The 19,718-nt window shown below is 46.4% G+C and carries 16 protein-coding genes; 8 read left to right on the forward strand and 8 right to left on the reverse strand.

What is annotated here, in order from left to right:
* Nucleotides 1-123 precede the first annotated feature (123 nt).
* From JZY04_RS11715 to JZY04_RS11735, 5 genes are all read left to right on the forward strand, one after another.
* Nucleotides 124-909, forward strand: a complete 786-nt coding sequence (locus tag JZY04_RS11715) for a Cof-type HAD-IIB family hydrolase (protein ID WP_122142885.1) — start codon at nt 124-126, stop codon at nt 907-909.
* Between the two features lies 1 nt (nt 910).
* Entirely contained in the window at nt 911-2,911 is a 2,001-nt protein-coding gene (locus tag JZY04_RS11720) for an AAA family ATPase (RefSeq protein ID WP_122142886.1), read from the forward strand.
* Nucleotides 2,912-3,209: 298 nt separating this feature from the next.
* The gene (locus JZY04_RS11725; RefSeq protein WP_122142887.1) at nt 3,210-5,723 is read left to right on the forward strand and encodes an AsmA-like C-terminal region-containing protein; all 2,514 of its coding nucleotides are present in this window, start codon (nt 3,210-3,212) and stop codon (nt 5,721-5,723) included.
* Nucleotides 5,724-5,732: 9 nt separating this feature from the next.
* Nucleotides 5,733-6,347, forward strand: a complete 615-nt coding sequence (locus JZY04_RS11730) for an L-threonylcarbamoyladenylate synthase (protein WP_032539668.1) — start codon at nt 5,733-5,735, stop codon at nt 6,345-6,347.
* A gap of 64 nt (nt 6,348-6,411) precedes the next feature.
* Nucleotides 6,412-6,837, forward strand: a complete 426-nt coding sequence (locus tag JZY04_RS11735) for a DUF6565 domain-containing protein (protein ID WP_005810092.1) — start codon at nt 6,412-6,414, stop codon at nt 6,835-6,837.
* Nucleotides 6,838-6,936: 99 nt separating this feature from the next.
* Here the strand turns inward: JZY04_RS11735 and nagB are convergent, their stop codons facing one another.
* From nagB to JZY04_RS11760, 5 genes are all read right to left on the reverse strand, one after another.
* Complete coding sequence (gene nagB, locus JZY04_RS11740; protein WP_005775719.1) at nt 6,937-7,749, reverse strand: glucosamine-6-phosphate deaminase; 813 nt, start codon at nt 7,747-7,749, stop codon at nt 6,937-6,939.
* Nucleotides 7,750-7,788: 39 nt separating this feature from the next.
* Nucleotides 7,789-8,988 (reverse strand): FprA family A-type flavoprotein, encoded by a 1,200-nt coding sequence (locus JZY04_RS11745; RefSeq protein ID WP_005775718.1) that lies wholly within the window; start codon nt 8,986-8,988, stop codon nt 7,789-7,791.
* Between the two features lie 113 nt (nt 8,989-9,101).
* A complete protein-coding gene (locus tag JZY04_RS11750) occupies nt 9,102-10,037 on the reverse strand; it encodes a TIGR01212 family radical SAM protein (RefSeq protein ID WP_122142888.1) in 936 nt (311 codons plus the stop codon).
* A 186-nt stretch (nt 10,038-10,223) separates the two neighbouring features.
* Nucleotides 10,224-11,066 carry a LytTR family DNA-binding domain-containing protein gene (locus JZY04_RS11755; RefSeq protein ID WP_122130485.1) on the reverse strand — a complete coding sequence of 281 codons (843 nt, stop codon included), beginning with the start codon at nt 11,064-11,066 and terminating at the stop codon, nt 10,224-10,226.
* A gap of 9 nt (nt 11,067-11,075) precedes the next feature.
* Nucleotides 11,076-11,804 carry a LiaI-LiaF-like domain-containing protein gene (locus tag JZY04_RS11760; protein ID WP_005810098.1) on the reverse strand — a complete coding sequence of 243 codons (729 nt, stop codon included), beginning with the start codon at nt 11,802-11,804 and terminating at the stop codon, nt 11,076-11,078.
* A 528-nt stretch (nt 11,805-12,332) separates the two neighbouring features.
* Between JZY04_RS11760 and JZY04_RS11765 the strand changes: the two genes are divergently transcribed.
* The 3 genes from JZY04_RS11765 (at nt 12,333) to JZY04_RS11775 (ending at nt 16,769) form a co-directional block, all read left to right on the forward strand.
* A complete protein-coding gene (locus tag JZY04_RS11765) occupies nt 12,333-14,543 on the forward strand; it encodes a S9 family peptidase (RefSeq protein ID WP_122142889.1) in 2,211 nt (736 codons plus the stop codon).
* Nucleotides 14,544-14,718: 175 nt separating this feature from the next.
* A complete protein-coding gene (gene lipA / locus JZY04_RS11770; protein ID WP_122142890.1) occupies nt 14,719-15,585 on the forward strand; it encodes a lipoyl synthase in 867 nt (288 codons plus the stop codon).
* 65 nt (nt 15,586-15,650) lie between these two features.
* Nucleotides 15,651-16,769 (forward strand): hypothetical protein, encoded by a 1,119-nt coding sequence (locus JZY04_RS11775; protein WP_022012373.1) that lies wholly within the window; start codon nt 15,651-15,653, stop codon nt 16,767-16,769.
* Here JZY04_RS11775 and JZY04_RS11780 read toward each other — a convergent pair.
* The 3 genes from JZY04_RS11780 to JZY04_RS11790 are packed head-to-tail and all read right to left on the reverse strand — an operon-like array spanning nt 16,735 to nt 19,342.
* On the reverse strand, nt 16,735-17,439 hold the full coding sequence (locus tag JZY04_RS11780; protein WP_122142891.1) for an SAM-dependent methyltransferase: 705 nt from the start codon (nt 17,437-17,439) through the stop codon (nt 16,735-16,737). The two genes, JZY04_RS11775 and JZY04_RS11780, sit on opposite strands and share 35 nt — an antisense overlap.
* 27 nt (nt 17,440-17,466) lie before the next feature.
* On the reverse strand, nt 17,467-18,480 hold the full coding sequence (gldB, locus tag JZY04_RS11785; RefSeq protein WP_005810107.1) for a gliding motility lipoprotein GldB: 1,014 nt from the start codon (nt 18,478-18,480) through the stop codon (nt 17,467-17,469).
* Between the two features lie 4 nt (nt 18,481-18,484).
* A complete protein-coding gene (locus tag JZY04_RS11790) occupies nt 18,485-19,342 on the reverse strand; it encodes an enoyl-ACP reductase (RefSeq protein ID WP_005775707.1) in 858 nt (285 codons plus the stop codon).
* Between the last annotated feature and the right edge of the window lie 376 nt (nt 19,343-19,718).

Consider the following 19,718-nt stretch of genomic DNA (forward strand, 5'->3'; position numbering starts at 1 on the left):
TTCATAATGAAACCAAATGAGCTATTTTAGCAGACAGCAGTTAAAATTTACCATCATTGTGGTATTCAGTTACTCTATATCAGGCTTTTTCAGTACATTTGTGCTCCATTAAAGAAAAGACGTATGATAAAAGCCCTGTTTTTTGATATAGACGGGACGTTGGTTAGTTTCAACACGCACGAAATTCCTTCGTCTGCCCTCTCGGCCATAACCGAAGCCAAAGCTAAAGGAATTAAGATTTTCATTGCTACCGGACGTCCGAAAGCGATTATTAACAACTTGTCGGCCCTCCAGAAACAAAGTTTGATAGACGGTTACATCACCATGAACGGAGGATACTGCTTTGTAGGAGATGAAGTGATTTACAAACATTCCATCCCGACAGAAGATGTCAAGACACTTGCTGCCCTTTCGGACGAGAAAGGTTTTCCCTGCATCTTTGTCGCCGAACATACCGTAGCCGTCTGCAACCCCAACGAACTGGTAAACCAAATTTTCCACGAGTTCCTGCATGTAGACATCCTGCCCGTTCAGACTACTGCCGAAGCTACCCAAACCGAGATCTTCCAGATGACCCCGTTCATCACCACCGAAGACGAAAAAAACATATTGCCTTTACTCCCGCACTGCGAGTCCGGACGCTGGTTTCCGGCATTCACAGATGTTGTGGCAAAAGGTATCCGTAAGCAAAAAGGGATAGACAAAATCATCCGCCATTTCGGCATCCGCCTAGAAGAGACAATGGCATTCGGCGACGGAGGCAACGACATCAGCATGCTGCGCCATGCAGCCATCGGAGTGGCCATGGGCAATGCAAACGACGAAGTCAAAGAGGCAGCCGATTATGTGACTGCATCGGTGGACGAAGACGGCATACAAAAAGCATTAAAACATTTCGGTATCATCTGACGTGGAATTTACTATAGACACCGGCAATAAAGAATTTCAGGATGCACTGAACCTGATTCAGTACACCCGGCAATCGGTTTTCCTCACCGGAAAAGCGGGGACGGGTAAATCGACTTTCCTGAAGTATATCTGCAAGAACACCAAGAAAAAGCATATCGTACTGGCCCCCACCGGCATTGCCGCCATTAATGCCGGTGGCAGTACTTTACACAGTTTCTTCAAGCTCCCCTTCCATCCATTGCTGCCCGACGACCCCAACCTAAGCCTGCAACGGGGACGTATCCACGAATTCTTCAAGTATACCAAGCCCCACCGGAAACTGTTGGAACAGGTAGAGTTGGTCATTATCGACGAGATATCGATGGTGCGGGCAGATATGATTGATGCCGTAGACCGCATCCTGCGAGTATACAGCCGCAACCTGCGTGACCCATTCGGCGGGAAACAGGTTTTACTGGTGGGCGATGTATTCCAGCTGGAACCGGTGATCAAAGGAGACGAACGAGAAATTATCAACCGTTTCTATCCCACTCCTTACTTTTTTTCGGCACGGGTTTTCAACGAAATAGAGTTGGTATCCATCGAATTGCAAAAGGTATACCGGCAGTCGGACGCGGTTTTTGTCAGCGTACTCGATCACATTCGCAGCGGAGCTGCCGGAGCCGCCGACCTTCAGTTGCTCAATACCCGTTATGGCGCTCCCATCGATGCCTCGGAAGAGGATATGTACATCACCCTTGCCACCCGTCGCGATACGGTGGAAACCATCAATGACCGACGGCTTGCCGAACTCCCCGGAGATCCGGTAGTATTCGAAGGCGAAATCAACGGAGATTTTCCCGAAAGCAGCCTGCCGACATCCAAGGACCTGACTTTGAAACCCGGAGCACAGATCATCTTTATCAAGAACGATTTTGAACGCCGCTGGGTGAACGGGACCATCGGTGTAGTAAGCGGAATCGATAACGACGGTATCATCTATGTCATCACCGATAACGGTAAAGAGTGCGATGTCCACCGTGAATCATGGCGAAACATTCGCTATAAGTACAATGAAGAAAAGAAAGAGATCGAAGAAGAAGAGTTAGGCACCTTCACTCAATATCCCATTCGGCTGGCATGGGCCATCACCGTACACAAAAGCCAGGGATTAACCTTCAGTCGCGTAGTTATCGACTTCACCGGCGGAGTGTTCGCCGGAGGACAGGCATACGTAGCTCTCAGCCGTTGCACCTCGCTCGAAGGCATTCAATTAAAAAAGCCTGTCAGCCGTGCCGACATCTTTGTCCGTCCCGAAATCGTAAGTTTTTCCGGAAGGTTCAATAACCGGCAAGCTATTGACAAAGCTCTGAAACAAGCACAAGCCGATGTGCAATATGCCGCAGCTGCCCGTGCTTTCGACAAAGGAGATTTCGAATCGTGTCTTGAACAGTTTTTCTTGGCCATCCACTCCCGTTACGACATAGAGAAGCCTACCGCCCGGAGACTGATCCGCCGGAAACTGGGTGTCATCAACCTATTGCGTGAACAGAAAAGGAAGTTACAGGAACAAATGGCCGCACAGCAAAAAAGTCTGCAAAAGTATGCACGGGAATATCTGCTGATGGGCAACGAATGCATCACCCAGGCACATGATACCCGGGCTGCACTGGCCAATTACGACAAAGCAATCGAACTGTATCCCGAATACACCGATGCATGGATACGGAAAGGAATCACACTTTTCAACGAGAAAGAGTTCTTTGATGCCGAGAGTTGCCTGAACCGGGCAGTCAGTCTTCGTCCGACAGATTTCAAGGCACTCTACAACCGGGGCAAACTCCGTCTGAAAACAGAGAATACGGAAGGTGCCTTGGCCGATCTCGACAAAGCAACCACCTTGAAACCGGAACATCCGGGTGCACACGAACTTTTTGGAGATGCACTGCTGAAGGTGGGGAAAGAGACAGAAGCGGCCATACAATGGCGAATCGCAGAGGAATTACGAAAAAAGAAGAAATAAGATAAGTTCATTTCTTCAATGGTCTTGAAGTCGATTCACCACAGAGTAACACGGAACTTCACAGAGTTTTAATCTTTTATTATAGGTACTTAAATTTTCTGTGAGACTCCGTGTTACTCTGTGGTGAGCTTAACTTGCTCCTATCCAAACATAATCCATCATCACCTTGGACTTCTCGTCTTTTATTATTAACTTNGCTTAACTTGCTCCTATCCAAACATAATCCATCATCACCTTGGACTTCTCGTCTTTTATTATTAACTTTGTTACCACTATCAACCTAACAACCAGTGCAATTATGAAAAAAGGACTCAAAATTACAGCAATCGTCATCGGTGTCATCCTGATACTGATGTTACTCCTTCCTTTTGCCTTCCGCGGCAAAATTGAAGGTATCGTAAAAACCGAAGGAAACAAAATGCTGAACGCCCGGTTCGATTTCAGCAGCCTCGACATCAGCCTGTTCCGTAATTTCCCGAAAGCTTCCGTTACCCTAAACGATTTTTGGCTGAAAGGAACAGGAGCGTTTGAAAACGACACGCTGGTGAAAGCCGGTGAAGTTACTGCCGCCATTAACCTGTTTTCGCTCTTCGGAGACAGCGGATACGATGTTTCCAAAGTATCTGTCACAGATACCTGGCTACATGCCATCGTACTTCCTGACGGCAAAGCCAACTGGGATATCATGAAACCCGATTCAGCCACCGTCAGCGAGACATCGGAGAGCAGCGAATCTTCTCCCTTCCGGATTAAACTTCAGCGTTTTGTTATCAAGAACATGAATGTGGTGTATGACGACCGACAGTCCGCCATATATGCCGACATACACAATTTCAACGCGCTTTGCTCGGGCGACCTGGGCAGCGACCAGACTTTGCTCAATTTAGAAGCAGAGACCGAAGCCCTGACTTATAAGATGAATGGTATTCCCTTCCTCTCACAAGCCAACATCTATGCAAAAATGGACGTGGACGCTGACCTCGTACATCACAAATTCACACTGAAAAAGAATGAATTTCGTCTCAATGCCATTAAGGCAGGCATCGACGGATGGGTAGAACTGAAAGATCCTGTCATCGACATGGACCTGAAGCTCAATACCAGCGAAGTGGGCTTTAAGGAAATTCTGTCCCTGATACCAGCCATCTACTCCAAAGAATTCAAGAATCTGAAAACAGACGGAACCGCTACCCTCGAAGCCACGGCAAAAGGAGTATTGCAAGGTGATACCGTCCCCCGGTTCGATGTGCGGTTATCAGTAAAGAATGCCATGTTCCGTTATCCGTCCCTGCCGGCAGGAGTCGACCAGATCAACATTGACGCACAAGTACGTAACCCGGGAGGTAATATCGACCTGACAGAAATCAACATTCGTCCTTTCAGCTTCCGTCTGGCAAACAACCCGTTTAGCCTGACTGCCGATATAAAGACACCGGTCAGCGATCCGGACTTTACAGCCGAAGCAAAGGGAGTGCTTAATTTAGGAATGATCAAGCAAGTATACCCGTTGGACGACATGGAACTGAATGGCACCATTCGTGCGGATATGAAGATGGGCGGACGCCTTTCGTACATCGAAAAAGAGCAATATGACCGTTTCTCCGCATCGGGTACCATCGCCCTTAGCGACATGAAACTAAAAATGAAAGAGATACCTGATGTAGAAATCAGACAATCACTGTTCACTTTCACTCCGAAATATCTGCAACTCAGCGAGACCACAGTAGTTATTGGCAAGAACGACCTTACCGCCGACAGCCGGTTCGAAAATTACATGGGTTATGCTCTGAAAGGCACTACATTGAAAGGTACATTGAATGTCCGGTCGAACCATCTCAACCTGAACGACTTTATGACAGCCTCAACCGATACTACCACCCAAACGGCACAGGCAGTTTCGCCCGATGAAGCAGCCAGCCTGATAGAGGTTCCACGCAATATCGATTTCCAGATGGATGCCAACCTGAAAGAGGTATTGTTCGACAAGATGGCCTTTACGAATATGAATGGAAAACTGGTTGTAAAAGACGGAAAAGTGGATATGAAAAACCTGTCGATGAACACCATGGGAGGCAAGGTTATTATGAACGGATATTATTCTACCGCCGACTTAAAAAAACCGGAGATGAATGCGGGGTTCCGCCTGGAGGGACTCAGCTTTGCACAAGCCTACAAAGAATTGAATATGGTACAGCAAATGGCTCCTATTTTCGAGAATCTGAAAGGAAACTTCTCCGGCAACATGCATGTGCAGACTTTGCTCGACAACCGGATGGAGCCCGTCATGGATACGATGCAAGGCAATGGCAGCCTTTCGACCAAAGACCTTAGCCTCAGCGGTGTAAAGGTCATCGACCAGATAGCCGATGCCGTGAAGAAGCCTGAACTCAAAGAAATGAAAGTGAAGGACATGACGCTGGACTTCACCATCAAGGAGGGAAGGGTGTCTACCGAACCGTTCGACATTAAGTTAGGAGACTATGTGATGAACCTTTCAGGAAGTACGGGACTTGACCAGACCATCGACTACTCGGGAAAAATCAAGCTACCGGCATCAGCGGGTGATATTGCCAAACTGACTACACTCGACCTGAAAATAGGGGGCACTTTCTCTTCGCCCAAAGTTTCACTGGATACGAAAAGCATGACCAACCAGGCAGTGGAAGCAGTCACAGATAAGGCAATCAGCGAAATAGGGAAAAAACTGGGACTAGATTCGGCAACTACGGCCAATAAAGATTCCGTGAAGGAAAAAGTAAAGGAAAAAGCCGTAGAAAAAGCACTTGATTTCTTAAAAAAGAAGATTAAATAACGAACAATTATGATACTCAAACTTTACGAGAAAAACAATAATCCCCAGGACCTGCAACGGATTGTGGACCTGCTGAATGACGGGGGACTGATTATCTATCCCACAGATACCATGTATGCCATCGGTTGCCACGGCCTGAAGGAACGTGCCATCGAACGCATCTGCCGGATTAAGGAAATAGACCCAAAGAAAAACAATCTCTCTATCATCTGCTACGACCTGAGCAGTATCAGCGAATATGCCAAGGTAGACAATAATATCTTCAAACTGATGAAACGCAACCTGCCCGGTCCCTTCACCTTTATTCTGAACGGAACGAACCGGTTGCCTAAAATCTTCCGTAACCGGAAGGAAGTGGGTATCCGTATGCCGGACAGCCACATCATCCGGGAGATCGCGCGTCTGCTGGATGCTCCGATCATGACCACTACCCTGCCCCATGACGAACATGAAGACATAGAGTATATCACTGACCCGGAGCTGATAGACGAGAAGTTCGGTGACCAGGTAGATCTTGTGATCGACGGAGGAATCGGCGGAATCGAACCTTCGACCATCGTAAACTGTACTGACGGAGAGGTAACCATCGTCCGGCAAGGCAAAGGGGAACTGGAAGAATCCTGACCCGGGCAAACAATTTTCAAATACACGGTGTTAATATATAAAACCTAAACAATAGTATTTGATTATGAAGAAAGTATTATTCCTTGCATTAGTACTGGCCATTGCCACCGCATGCAGCCAAACAAAGGAGTCGTATCTGGACGGCTTCAAGCTTTTTGTCGAAAACGTACAGAAAAACGCCCAGGACTATACAAAAGCCGACTGGGAAAAAGCTGACGAGCAATTTACGAAGCTAAAAGACAGTTATAACAAATTCAGTGAGCAAATGACCTCGAACGAAAAGGACGAGATAGTAAAACTGGAATCCACTTATGCCGCCCTGAAGCTGAAGAAAATAGGCAATGACTTGAAAGAGGGTGCCAAAGACGCTTTTGAGAAAGCCAAAGACACAGCGAAGGATGCAGCAAAAGATGTGAAAGAAGGTACCCAAAAAGCTGTGAAGAAAGGCGAGAAAGCAATGGAAGGGATCAAAGACGGTCTGAAAGATTAGCCCCGCCCAACCGGGCTTCATGTATCAGACCGATAAAAAGAAGAGGATAGGCCGAAAAAACGATTGACCTATCCTCTTCTTTATTTTTATGCTTATGTATTACTTCAGCAACGATTGCGGATCGAGATGATCTGCTTCGATGTCCTTGAAGTAACGGTAAGTACCTACTTTCAGTTCGGCAGTAGCAGCATCGTCACAAACGATGATACCCTTCTCGTGCATCTGTAACGCACTGATAGTCCACATCTGAGTAATAGCACCTTCTACGGCATGATACAATGCACGTGCTTTGTTGTGGCCGTTTACGATAATCATCACCTCACGAGCAGAAAGCACAGTACCTACTCCGACTGTCAACGAAGTTTTGGGAACCTTGTTGATATCATTATCGAAGAAGCGGGAGTTAGCGATAATCGTATCCGTAGTCAGTGTCTTCTGACGAGTGCGAGAACTCAGTGAAGAACCCGGCTCGTTGAAAGCGATGTGACCGTCGGGACCAATACCTCCCATAAATAGGTCGATACCACCATACGATTTAATCTTCTCTTCATAACGTGCACATTCAGCATCCAGATCGGCAGCATTCCCATTCAGAATGTTCGTGTTCTCCGGTTTGATGTCGATATGGCTGAAGAAGTTGTTCCACATAAAAGAATAGTAGCTTTCCGGATGTTCCTTCGGCAGTCCCACATATTCGTCCATGTTGAAAGTAACAACGTTCTGGAACGATACGATTCCTTTTTTATTCAGGTCGATCAGTGCCTTATACATACCCAGAGGAGATGATCCGGTGGGGCAACCCAATACGAAAGGTTTTTCCGGAGTAGGATTGGCAGCTTTGATCTTAGCAGCAACATAATGTGCTGCCCATTGAGAAACGGACTGATAGTCCGGCTGAATGATTAGTCTCATGTTCGATTGTTTTTATCAGGTTAATAAATTAGGGGTAACTTATACTCTGTCTTTTTTTAAACGGTCGGCCATGGCACGTGCCAGATTCTCACACTGTTGATAGGTGATATCATTCATGGCCTGTTTCATCTCTACAGGGTCGCCGACCAGTTCGAATTTACTTTTTTCGGCAAACTCGGCCATACGTTTCACGGCGGCACCGGCCCATGTGAACGAACCGAAATAGCCCAGATAACGTCCTTTCAACTCACGTACCAGTATTTTGGACAAAAGCGACTCTATTTCCGGGAAAATCTGGTTGCTGTAAGTCGGGCTACCGACAATCAATCCTTTGTAACGGAAGATATCGGCAAGGATATAAGAAGGATTGCTCTTGCTGACGTTGTGCATCACGATGTTTTTAATGCCCTGGGCCGACAGTTCGGCAGCAATGGCCTCCGCCATCTGTTCGGTATTGCCATACATGCTTCCGTAAGCAATCACCACACCTTCGTCTGCATCGTAACGGCTCAGTTTATCGTAAATGCCTACCACCTTAGTGATATTTTCGGTCCATACCGGACCGTGTGTAGAGCAAATGGTCGAAATGGGAAGTCCTCCCAGTTTTTGCAAAGCTTTCTGTACGGGCGAACCGTATTTTCCGACGATATTGGAATAATAACGCACCATTTCGCCCCAATAGTGATCGATGTTCATGCGTGTATCCACAAACCCGCCATCCAGCGTACCGAAGCAGCCGAACCCATCACCGGAGAAGAGTACACCATCCGTTTCGTCAAATGTCATCATTGTTTCCGGCCAATGCACCATCGGAGTAAGGTAAAAACGCAGTTTATGACGTCCGAGAGCAAGGAAATCACCATCTTTTATCAGATATTGCTCGCCGGTCACACCATAGAAGCCTTCGATCATTCCGAAAGTCTGCTTATTGCCAACGATTACAATGTCGGGATAGTGCTGTTTAATCAATCGGATAGAACCTGAATGGTCCGGTTCCATGTGATTTATAATCAAATAGTTGATAGGACGGTCGCCTATGATACTTCTAATTTTACGAAGATATACTTCGAAATAGCAAATATCCACTGTATCGATCAGTGCCACCATTTCATCATCAATCAGATAAGAGTTATATGAAACTCCATAGGGTAAAGGCCACATTCCCTCAAAGAGGTGCCTGTTACGGTCGTTAACTCCCACATAATGAACGTTTCCTTTAATTCTTGTTTTCTGTTCCATTCTATATTTTAGTTTAATTAATTACGGGGCACGAGTAACAACACCCAACGGCACTCTAAACTTGCAACTCGTAACTCGCAACTCATTCGCTTCGCAAAAATAGTTCTTTTTTTCTAAACCGAGTATGCCTTTCCCTGATAAGCACCTCTTTCTTTCATTCTTTTTTGCACGCGGGCTGTAAATTCATAATTCTTCAATCCCCAGTCGGGTGCAATCAAGAGTTCTTTAGGTGATTGTGAAACAAAACGTTCGAGTATCAGGTCAGGACGCAGATGTTCCACATAATCGATTACCAGATCGATATACTCGTCGACACTAAAGAGATGAAAATCTTCGGGATGGAGTTCAAACTCACGTGCCATTTTCGTGCCACGTATCAGCTGCAACTGATGCATCTTGAGAGTAGTCAGGGGCAAACGTGACAACTCTGCCGCCTGGGCAATGATCCCTTCGCGGCTCTCTCCCGGAAGACCGAGAATGACGTGTCCCCCGGTTAAAATACCACACGCTGCGGTCCGGTGGACACCTTCTACCGTATCGGCATAGGTATGCCCCCGGTTAATACGTTTGAGTGTAGCATCCCGGGTAGTTTCAATGCCATACTCCACCAAAAGGAAAGAGTGTTTATTCAGCTCTTCCAGATAATGCAGCAGAGGATCCGGCATGCAATCGGGACGTGTACCGATGACCAATCCCACTACACCATCTACGCTCAGAGCTTCTTCGTATTTCCGTTTCAGTCCTTCAAGTTCGTCATAAGTATTGGTATAAGCCTGAAAATAAGCCAGATATTTCATATCCGGATATTTATGGGCAAAGAACTGCTTCCCCTCTTCAAGTTGCCGGGTGACGGATTTCTCCGTTTTGCAGTATTCGGGATTGAATGTCTGGTTATTACAATATGTACAGCCTCCCAGCCCCTTCGTTCCGTCCCGGTTGGGACATGTAAAACCCGCATTGAGAGATATCTTCTGCACCTTGTAAGGAAAATATTTTTTCAGAAAGAAAGTAAACTCGTTGTATAAAGGCATCGGAGCCGATTCAGTCATAGAATATTATATTTTTGCAATTAGTGCAAATATAATAAATCTATTCCGGCTACCGGTCCTTTCTCCATAAGATTTTTATGAAAGGGTGTAGCCATCCGGAGGAAAGGGTGTAGCCCCAGGCACAAAAGGGTGTAGCCATCCGCTTCGTATGGCTACACCCTTCCGTTTATTCCCAGATAGGAGTTATTATAGCTCCAGCCGTTCTTTCAGCAGCTTATATCCGGAGTTACTCACTTTCAGCTTGACCCCATTTTTCAGTAAGAGTTGATAGTTCTCTTTCCCGAAGAGTTCCACCCGTGATATTTGTGTCACGTTTACTATCGTAGAGCGATGTACGCGCACAAATCCGGCCGACGGCAGATGGGCATCGAAGTACTTCATCGTCTGCTCTTTGACATATTGTCCCGAAGGGGTCACTAATGTGACGTAATCGCCACATGCCTGTATGTACAGCAATTCGTCGGTACAGATCAGGTGAATATGCGTACCGTCTTTCACCGTGATGCGGTCAATGCATTCCGCCTCTTCCGACGACGCTTTCTCTTCGCGGCATCCGGTCTGCTTCAGTTCTTCACGAAGGGCTTCTTCTCTTGAAACAGCCTCTTCTAATATCTCCTCCTGAACAGTGCTCAACGACTGTAAACGATACCACAACATCATCACTCCCCAAGCCAATGCTCCGAACAGTATGCGGAAAGGGAGCGTCTCTCCGAAAGACGCATAGACTTGTCCCAGGTTCTGTTCCATCACATATTGCACGGCAAAGCCTCCCGCCAGCCAAAAAAGCAGCGCCAGGGCGGCTATCAGCAGATCTGTTTGCAATATGGAGACGAGGCCGATGACATACCATGCCAGATAGGCCAGGAGGCAAAGCAAACCGACGGATAAAAAGCCGTCTATTGCAGCCGGAAGCGTGTCGGCCCCGGCATAGCCCCAAAGTAATGCTGTTTGTATCCCTGCTGCGGCAACGGCCAATATCAATGCCGTCATCCACCGTCGGGAAGATTCTTGTATAGGATGTATATCCATGTTTTATTTTCAACTTTTTATTTCAATACCTCCGAATGTCAAGTCGCCCCGGATGACCAATATCCGGTTCTGGTCGATCACACCTCCACCAAAACGTTTGTCTTGACATCCGCCCAGGCAGGTGTTACACCGAAACACTACTTTCCAATCGGAAGGCACATAAATTTCTATTCCACCAAATGTACAATCAATATCGAGAAACGTTTCACCTTCGGGAAGGGTCGTACGCCGCAGGTCAATAATCGTCCCGCCAAACGAATTCTGTATCGTCCCGCCTTTAAAGAATTCATCGAGCACCACTTGCCTGATACCGCTGAAGGTATTCTCCGAGTGAAGCACTCCATCCGTAGAGTTATATTGGCTGCTGGCAAAGTTTCCCCTCCGCATCCGTTCGTGCCGGGCACGTTTCGGCCTGAATAAAAAAGCGAGTCCAATAACAATCAATATAATCGGGAAAAGAGTGATATGGACTCCCGCCGGAAACCATCCCAGATGCGGACTTATTAAATAGGCCCCGATGCCAACCAGAATCAATCCCCGCAGAATCTGACGACGCAACATCAGGTATACTCCCAAGAGAATCAGAAGCATTTGCCAGGACACCAATAGGTCAAACAGGGCATAAGTAATCCATCCCAGATTACGGGCCAGTAGAAGCACTCCTGCCGTTATAAAAATAAAGGCAATAAAAAACTTACCGTATCTCCGAGCGGGAGATGAAAACTCTTTCTTTTCCATATATCATTTCATTGTTAATTATTTCATCTAATCTTCGTCCACAAAGATAGGTCATTTGCCACCACCCGGAAAGGCTTTTTCGTCAATAACAGTAGCAAAACCGATGAAAGGGGGATAACTCCCGACAAATCCAGAATCATTTCTCACCGATTGCGCACGATCTGAACTGATATATTCATATATCTTTTTTTTGTTAGTATTTATTATATGGCCCACCAATCGATTTCAGTCAGTTTTTCGAACACGCTCAAACACCCATGAATAAAGGGATACAGCACTGTTTGAGAGGTGGCTTGGAGGCTGGCCCACTTTCCGTGTCTCCAACGTCCGGGACGGAGGCTCCGTTTCTGCTCTCCGGAGGCTCTGTCTGTACCCGGAAGAGCCTCTGCCCGGAGCCAACAGAGGCTCTGTTTTTTTCGTTTCCGAACGCTATTTCACAGATATTTTAACCCTCTCGTTTTGAAGGCTCACCGTTTATCCTTACCTTTGCCGGCACTATAGAAACAACCTAAAAATCATCTAAAGCCAATGAAAAGAAAATTCATTTTTCTGTTTTTCTGTCTGTGCTGCCTTGCCGGCTTCGCACAAGGAGGCAAAGCACTCGACCTGAAAGAGATCAACTCAGGCAAGTTCAGTCCCGAAAACATCTATGGTGTGGTTCCCATGCCGGACGGCGAACACTACACACAAAGAAATGCCGAAGGCACACAAATCGTGAAATATTCCTTCCGCACGGGTGAACCGGTGGAAGTGGTATTCGATGTGGCCAAAGCTCGCGAATGTCCTTTCAAGAAATTCGACAGCTATCAGTTTTCACCGGACGGATCAAAAATTCTGATTGCAACGGAAACAACCCCTATCTACCGTCACTCTTATACGGCAGTCCACTATCTGTATCCGGTGAAACGGAACGATAAAGGGGTTACTACCAACAATATCGTAGAAAAACTCTCGGATGGCGGCCCGCAGCAAGCTCCGGTATTCTCACCGGACGGCAATCTGGTGGCATTTGTCCGCGACAATAACATCTTCCTGGTGAAGCTCCTGTATGGCAACAGCGAATCGCAGGTGACGGAAGACGGCAAACTGAACAGCGTGCTGAACGGTATTCCCGATTGGGTATATGAAGAAGAGTTCGGTTTCAACCGTGCCCTGGAGTTCAATGCCGACAATACCATGCTGGCTTATGTCCGCTTCGACGAGTCGGAAGTGCCATCATACACTTTCCCGCTGTTTGCCGGCGAAGCTCCACGCAACAATGCGTTGCAGGACTACCCGGGCGAGTATACGTACAAATATCCCAAGGCAGGTTATCCCAACTCTAAGGTATCGGTACATACGTTCGACATCAAATCAAAAGTGACCCGTCAGGTAAAACTGCCGATAGACGCCGATGGTTATATCCCACGCATCCGTTTCACACAAGATCCGAACAAACTGGCCATTATGACGCTGAACCGTCATCAAAACCGCTTCGACATGTATTTTGCCGATCCCCGCAGTACAGTATGCAAGCTGGCTTTACGTGATGAATCTCCTTATTACATCAACGAGAACGTATTCGACAACATCCGGTTCTATCCGGACAATTTCAGTTTTGTAAGCGACAAGAGCGGATATCCGCACCTGTACTGGTATAGCATGAACGGCAACCTGATTAAGCAGGTGACCAGCGGCAATTATGAAGTAAAAAGCTTCATCGGATGGAATCCGGATACCAACGAGTTCTATTACACCAGCAACGAAGAGAGTCCGATGCGCCAGGCTGTATACAAGATAGACCGTAAAGGCAAGAAGGTGAAACTGAGCAATCAGCAAGGAACCAACAGCCCGATCTTCAGCAGTTCGATGAAATATTTTATGAACAAGTTTACCAGCCTCGATACTCCGATGCTGATTACACTGAATGACAATACGGGTAAAGTATTGAAAACTTTGGTGACCAATGATAAACTGAAAGAAAAGTTAGCCGGATATGCCATACCGCAAAAGGAATTCTTCACTTTCAAGACCACAGAAGGAGTAGACCTGAACGGATGGATGATGAAACCTGTGAACTTCGATCCCTCAAAACGCTATCCGGTACTGATGTTCCAGTATAGCGGTCCGGGTTCGCAACAGGTTCTGGACAAATGGGGAATCAGCTGGGAAACATACATGGCAAGTCTTGGCTACGTAGTGGCTTGTGTGGACGGTCGCGGCACAGGAGGTCGTGGAAGCGAATTCCAGAAGTGCACCTATCTGAACCTGGGCGTAAAAGAGGCAAAAGACCAAGTGGAAGCTGCCAAATATCTGGGTGGCCTGCCTTATGTGGACAAAGGACGCATCGGCATCTGGGGATGGAGCTTCGGCGGATACATGACCATCATGAGTATGAGCGAAGGTACACCGGTATTTAAAGCCGGAGTCGCTGTTGCCGCACCTACAGACTGGAAATATTACGATACTGTATATACCGAACGCTTCATGCGTACTCCGAAAGAAAATGCTGAAGGCTACAAAGCTGCCTCAGCATTCAGCCGTGCAGACAACTTGCATGGAAACCTGCTTTTGGTACACGGTATGGCAGATGACAACGTTCACTTCCAGAACTGTACCGAATATGCCGAACACCTGGTACAGCTTGGAAAACAGTTCGACATGCAGGTATATACCAACCGGAATCACGGCATTTATGGCGGAAATACCCGGAACCATCTGTATACGAAGTTAACGAACTTTTTCCTGAACAATTTATAAGAAACCGCTTCAGGAGGCTGTATCAAAAGTCTTTTCACCACGGAGTAACACAGAGTAGCACAGAGTCTTTTTTTACTAATCATCAACAATTTAAAGTATACTCCGTGTTACTCTGTGTCCTCTGTGGTGAGCTTTGAGACAGCCTCTCTATCATTAAACAAAACAGTACTATCATATGGGAAACGATCAACGGGTACGCAAACCCGAATGGCTTAAGATCAGTATCGGAGCCAACGAACGCTATACGGAAACCAAACGTATTGTCGAATCGCACTGCCTGCACACCATTTGTAGCAGCGGGCGCTGCCCCAACATGGGCGAGTGCTGGGGAAAAGGTACGGCCACGTTCATGATTGCCGGTGACATCTGTACCCGCAGTTGCAAATTCTGTAATACCCGGACCGGGCGTCCTTTGCCTCTGGACCCTGACGAACCGTTGCACGTTGCGGAATCGGTTGCCTTGATGAAGCTCTCACATGCAGTCATCACATCGGTGGACCGCGATGATCTACCCGACCTGGGCGCCGCCCATTGGGCGCAAACAATTCGTGAAATCAAACGCCTGAATCCGGAAACGACCACCGAAGTACTGATCCCCGACTTCCAGGGGCGCAAGGAACTGGTTTCCCAAGTGATAGAAGCCGGTCCGGAAATCATTTCCCACAACATGGAAACCGTAAAACGTATCAGCCCACAAGTGCGTAGTGCGGCCAATTATCACACCAGCCTGGAGGTGATCCGTCAGATAGCCGAGAGCGGTACAACAGCCAAATCGGGTATTATGGTCGGTTTGGGCGAAACTCCTGCCGAAGTGGAGGAGTTAATGGACGACTTGATTGCCGTCGGTTGCAAAATCCTTACCATCGGACAATACCTGCAACCGACCCATAAACACTATCCGGTTGTGGCATACATTACCCCGGAACAATTCGCCATCTATAAAGAAACAGGGCTCAAAAAGGGATTCGAACAAGTAGAAAGCGCACCATTAGTACGTTCATCATATCATGCGGAAAAACATATCCGATTTAATAAGAAGTAGTAAGAACATAACAGGCTCCTTGTTTGTTTTACAAGTAAACGGCAAAATAATACAATAAAAAACATATGGGTAACAAAGGAGTACTTTCTTCCGCATTTAATATGTCATTGGGCTTTATCCCTGTTATTGTTTCCATCCTTTTATGCGAATTTATAACACAGGACATATCAATCTATATCGGTACAGGTATCGGACTTATCTTTTCATACAGGTCCCTGTCCCGTAACGGGGCGCGTATACCCAATTTTATCCTTTATATCTCTACGGGAATTTTGACACTATTGACTCTGGCAAGTCTCATTCCCGGAGATTTTGTCCCGGTAGGAGCTTTGCCCCTGACACTTGAAGTCAGTATACTGATTCCAATGGTTATTCTTTTCTTACACAGGAGAAGGTTCATTAACCACTACCTGCGCCAGAGTGCCCAGTGCAACCGCCGACTGTTTGCCCAGGGAGCGGAATCGGCTGTCGTATCGGCACGGGTTGTTTTGATTCTGGGTATTCTGCACTTTGCCGTTATCAGTCTGACTATCCTGATAGCACACCCTCTCACTCCGACTTCCACGCTGGTGCTTTACCACATATTGCCGCCTGCCATATTTATCCTCAGTATTCTGTTCAACCAGATAGGCATCCGTTATTTTAATCATGTAATGGCCCATACAGAATATGTGCCCATCGTCAACACCCGTGGCGACGTCATTGGAAAAAGCCTGGCCGTAGAAGCCATCAACTACAAGAATGCTTATATCAACCCGGTAATACGCATTGCCGTCTCTACCCATGGCATGCTGTTCCTTTGCAATCGTCCGCAAAGCTGTATTCTCGACAAGTTCAAAGTGGATATACCGATGGAATGTTACCTCCGGTACGGAGAAACGTTGGCCGAAGGTGCCAACCGCTTATTGAGTAATGCTTTCCCAAAAGCTTCGGATCTGAAACCTACATTTACCATCTCCTATCATTTCGAAAATGCACAGACCAACCGTCTGATTTATCTGTTTATTGTCGAAATGGAAGATGATTCTATCCTCTGCGATCCACGGTTCAAAGGAGGAAAACTGTGGACTTTCCAACAGATAGAACACAACTTAGGCACTCACTTCTTCGGCGAATGCTTTGAGTTGGAATATGAACACCTGAAACAGGTTATTGGTATAAGAGAAAAATACAAGGTATCTTAGTCAGATCGGGCACTTTTCCCTGCCACTCTTTGATGGTCTTGGTGCGGATGTACTCACCCTCACAGGTGATATTCGCTGCAATGCAAAGACGTGTTTGCGGACGGCAGTTATGCAAAATATCCTCCACCATCTTATTATTCCGATAGGGCGTTTCTATAAACAGCTGTGTCTGATGTTCGGCATATACCCGTTGTTCAAGAGCTTTGAGCTTTTTGGCACGCTCAGCCGGCTCTATAGGCAGATATCCGTGAAAGGCAAAGCTTTGTCCGTTAAATCCCGATCCCATCACAGAAAGAATGATAGACGAAGGGCCCACCAACGGCACTACCTTCAGGTTCTTACGTTGCGCAATAGCCACGACATCGGCTCCCGGATCGGCAACGGCCGGACAACCGGCTTCCGAAATCACTCCCATAGACAATCCACCGATCAACGGTTTCAGGTAACCGGAAATATCTTCAGGAGAAGTGTGCTTGTTTAAGGGATAAAAGGTGAGCGAATCGATGTCAATCTCACGATCCACCTTTTTCAGGAAACGGCGGGCCGAACGGACATCTTCGACAATAAAATGCTTGATTCCCTGAATAATTTCTTTATTGTAGGGTGGTAATACAGACTCGATGGGAGTGTCGCCCAATGTAACGGGCAAAAGATAGAGAGCGGTATCCATGAACAAGGGATTTTTATAATAAGAATTTTACGGATTAAAACGAGATTCGGTGAACATACGTTCGTAATCGTTCATTTCGAGCAATTGCCGTAAGGTTGTTTTTTTATGATGTTTCATATACGAAGTGATGATTTTTGTACCAATCCAGGTACCCACCATCGAAGGCGCATTCTCGCCCAGAGTATTAGTGAAAGGAGCCGGACGGGTATATTGGCGTACCACCATCGGATCTGTTGCATGCAGATGATCTTTTTCAAGAATATATCTCCACATCTGCTGCTGGTTCTCTTTGCACCATTCTCTCTCTACATCCGAATAGCCCAATGCTTCTTCCGAAGAGGAATAATCCAACAGGTGCTGCACCACATAATTAATTTTACCGAAGTGCATCATCACATCGAGCAGTGTACGGGAGTAATCCATCGGGAAAGGATACTGGCTCATCAGATAGTACACCAGACAATCGGGTACAATCCGGTCGGGACGCATGGTGCGTCGCTGATAACCATAATAGAAACGCTTGTAAAGCGGATAATCTTCACCCATATACTTGTCAAGGCTGATGCCCAGTACGCTGTCGGACAGAACGATGGATTCATTGAATGCCGAAATTTGTGTGTATATCATGGGGATCATGATATCCGGCACTTCCTTTTGCAGTTTCCCGAAGCCTTTGGTCAACTCTTTCTCGACAGATCCCAATTCGGGATATCTGGTTTCCACATCCTCTATCAGACGGATCAGAGTGGTGTCCGAATAGAATGTTTTCAGTCGCTGGAATATATGGTCGTCACTTACCTGCCCGATGGCCAATACATCTTCAATCAGCAGTTTAGTAGGCAGAGAATATTCCAGATTCATTTTTTGTAAAGCAGAAAAGCTGTTGAAACGAACGTATTCGTCCAACAGCTTATCATATCTGACTACGGAAATCCCCTCTTCCTCCATTGGGTCTGCGACAGGCTCTGCCTTCCCCACCCGGCAGGATGCGAAAAGCAGACTTAGCAAAACAAGGAGAATATAGTTCTTCCGTATTTTCATTGCCTTAACCGTAAATGATATTACCGTTTTCGTCTTTATATTCGTCCAGACCCTTTTCGTAAGTAGCCATCGCCCGAAGACTCATACCAACACTCGAGAAACCACCATCGTGGAACAGGTTCTGCATGGTCACCTTACGGGTAAGATCAGAGAACATTACGATGCAATAATCTGCACACTCGTCGGCAGAAGCATTGCCCAACGGAGACATGCGGTTGGCAAAATCGTACAGTTTGTCCATGCCCTTCACACCGGAACCGGCTGTGGTAAAGGTAGGTGACTGAGAAATCGTATTTACACGTACATTGTGCTCACGACCATAAATGTAACCAAAGCTACGGGCAATAGATTCAAGCAATGCCTTAGCGTCAGCCATATCGTTGTATCCATAGAAAGTACGCTGTGCAGCTACATAACTCAATGCCACGATAGAACCGTATTCGGCAATTGCGTTTTGTTTCTTGGCAGCCTGGATCATTTTATGGAATGAAACAGCTGAAACATCCAGGGTAGTATTCAACATATTATAGTCGAGATCATCGTAAGTACGTTTCTTACGAACGTTCGGTGACATACCGATAGAGTGCAATACAAAATCAATCTGACCACCGAGAACTTCCATCGAGCGTTTAAATACGTTCTCCAAATCTTCTACGTTAGTGGCATCTGCAGCAATCACTTCGCAATTCAACTTCTCAGACAAAGCAGAAACCTGTCCCATGCGGACAGCAACAGGAGTATTTGATAATGTAATAACAGCACCTTCTTCAACGGCTCTTTCGGCTACTTTCCAGGCAATAGACTGCTCGTTTAATGCACCGAAAATAATACCTCTTTTTCCTTTCAACAAATTGTAACTCATACCTTTTAATGTTAAATTAGGTTGCAAAGATATAGATTTTCTGCATAAAAGCATGAAAAGTGTGCAAAGAAAAGACCGAAACCACAAAAAATACACTGAAATAGGGCGTTTATTACATATAACAGCCACTCCTGTCACCACAAAGGCCGAATTATTAAAGCAACCGTCTGTCGCCTTAAATGACGGCAGCATTCGTCGTTAATGCCGGTTGCATTTACCGAGTCTCCTGCCCTGTCCATATCAGTAGTCCATAAGAGCAAATATATTATTCACAATTGTTTATCGGGATTGAAAATAAGAGAGATCGGCCATGGAAATAAAGAAAGAGAAGTAATTCAAGAAAAATAAAAAAATAGCAAAGTTCTCCAGGTACTTA

The sequence above is a fragment of the Bacteroides sp. 11BF genome, from assembly GCF_019633765.1.
GTDB classification, from domain to species: Bacteria; Bacteroidota; Bacteroidia; order Bacteroidales; family Bacteroidaceae; genus Bacteroides; species Bacteroides hominis.

Coding starts and splice junctions, on each gene's coding strand:
- JZY04_RS11715 (WP_122142885.1), top strand. CDS start 124: ATGATAAAAGCCCTGTTTTTTGATATAGACGGGACGTTGGTTAGTTTC.
- JZY04_RS11725 (WP_122142887.1), top strand. CDS start 3,210: ATGAAAAAAGGACTCAAAATTACAGCAATCGTCATCGGTGTCATCCTG.
- JZY04_RS11730 (WP_032539668.1), top strand. CDS start 5,733: ATGATACTCAAACTTTACGAGAAAAACAATAATCCCCAGGACCTGCAA.
- JZY04_RS11735 (WP_005810092.1), top strand. CDS start 6,412: ATGAAGAAAGTATTATTCCTTGCATTAGTACTGGCCATTGCCACCGCA.
- nagB (WP_005775719.1), bottom strand. CDS start 7,749: ATGAGACTAATCATTCAGCCGGACTATCAGTCCGTTTCTCAATGGGCA.
- JZY04_RS11745 (WP_005775718.1), bottom strand. CDS start 8,988: ATGGAACAGAAAACAAGAATTAAAGGAAACGTTCATTATGTGGGAGTT.
- JZY04_RS11750 (WP_122142888.1), bottom strand. CDS start 10,037: ATGACTGAATCGGCTCCGATGCCTTTATACAACGAGTTTACTTTCTTT.
- JZY04_RS11755 (WP_122130485.1), bottom strand. CDS start 11,066: ATGGATATACATCCTATACAAGAATCTTCCCGACGGTGGATGACGGCA.
- JZY04_RS11760 (WP_005810098.1), bottom strand. CDS start 11,804: ATGGAAAAGAAAGAGTTTTCATCTCCCGCTCGGAGATACGGTAAGTTT.
- JZY04_RS11765 (WP_122142889.1), top strand. CDS start 12,333: ATGAAAAGAAAATTCATTTTTCTGTTTTTCTGTCTGTGCTGCCTTGCC.
- lipA (WP_122142890.1), top strand. CDS start 14,719: ATGGGAAACGATCAACGGGTACGCAAACCCGAATGGCTTAAGATCAGT.
- JZY04_RS11775 (WP_022012373.1), top strand. CDS start 15,651: ATGGGTAACAAAGGAGTACTTTCTTCCGCATTTAATATGTCATTGGGC.
- JZY04_RS11780 (WP_122142891.1), bottom strand. CDS start 17,439: ATGGATACCGCTCTCTATCTTTTGCCCGTTACATTGGGCGACACTCCC.
- gldB (WP_005810107.1), bottom strand. CDS start 18,480: ATGAAAATACGGAAGAACTATATTCTCCTTGTTTTGCTAAGTCTGCTT.
- JZY04_RS11790 (WP_005775707.1), bottom strand. CDS start 19,342: ATGAGTTACAATTTGTTGAAAGGAAAAAGAGGTATTATTTTCGGTGCA.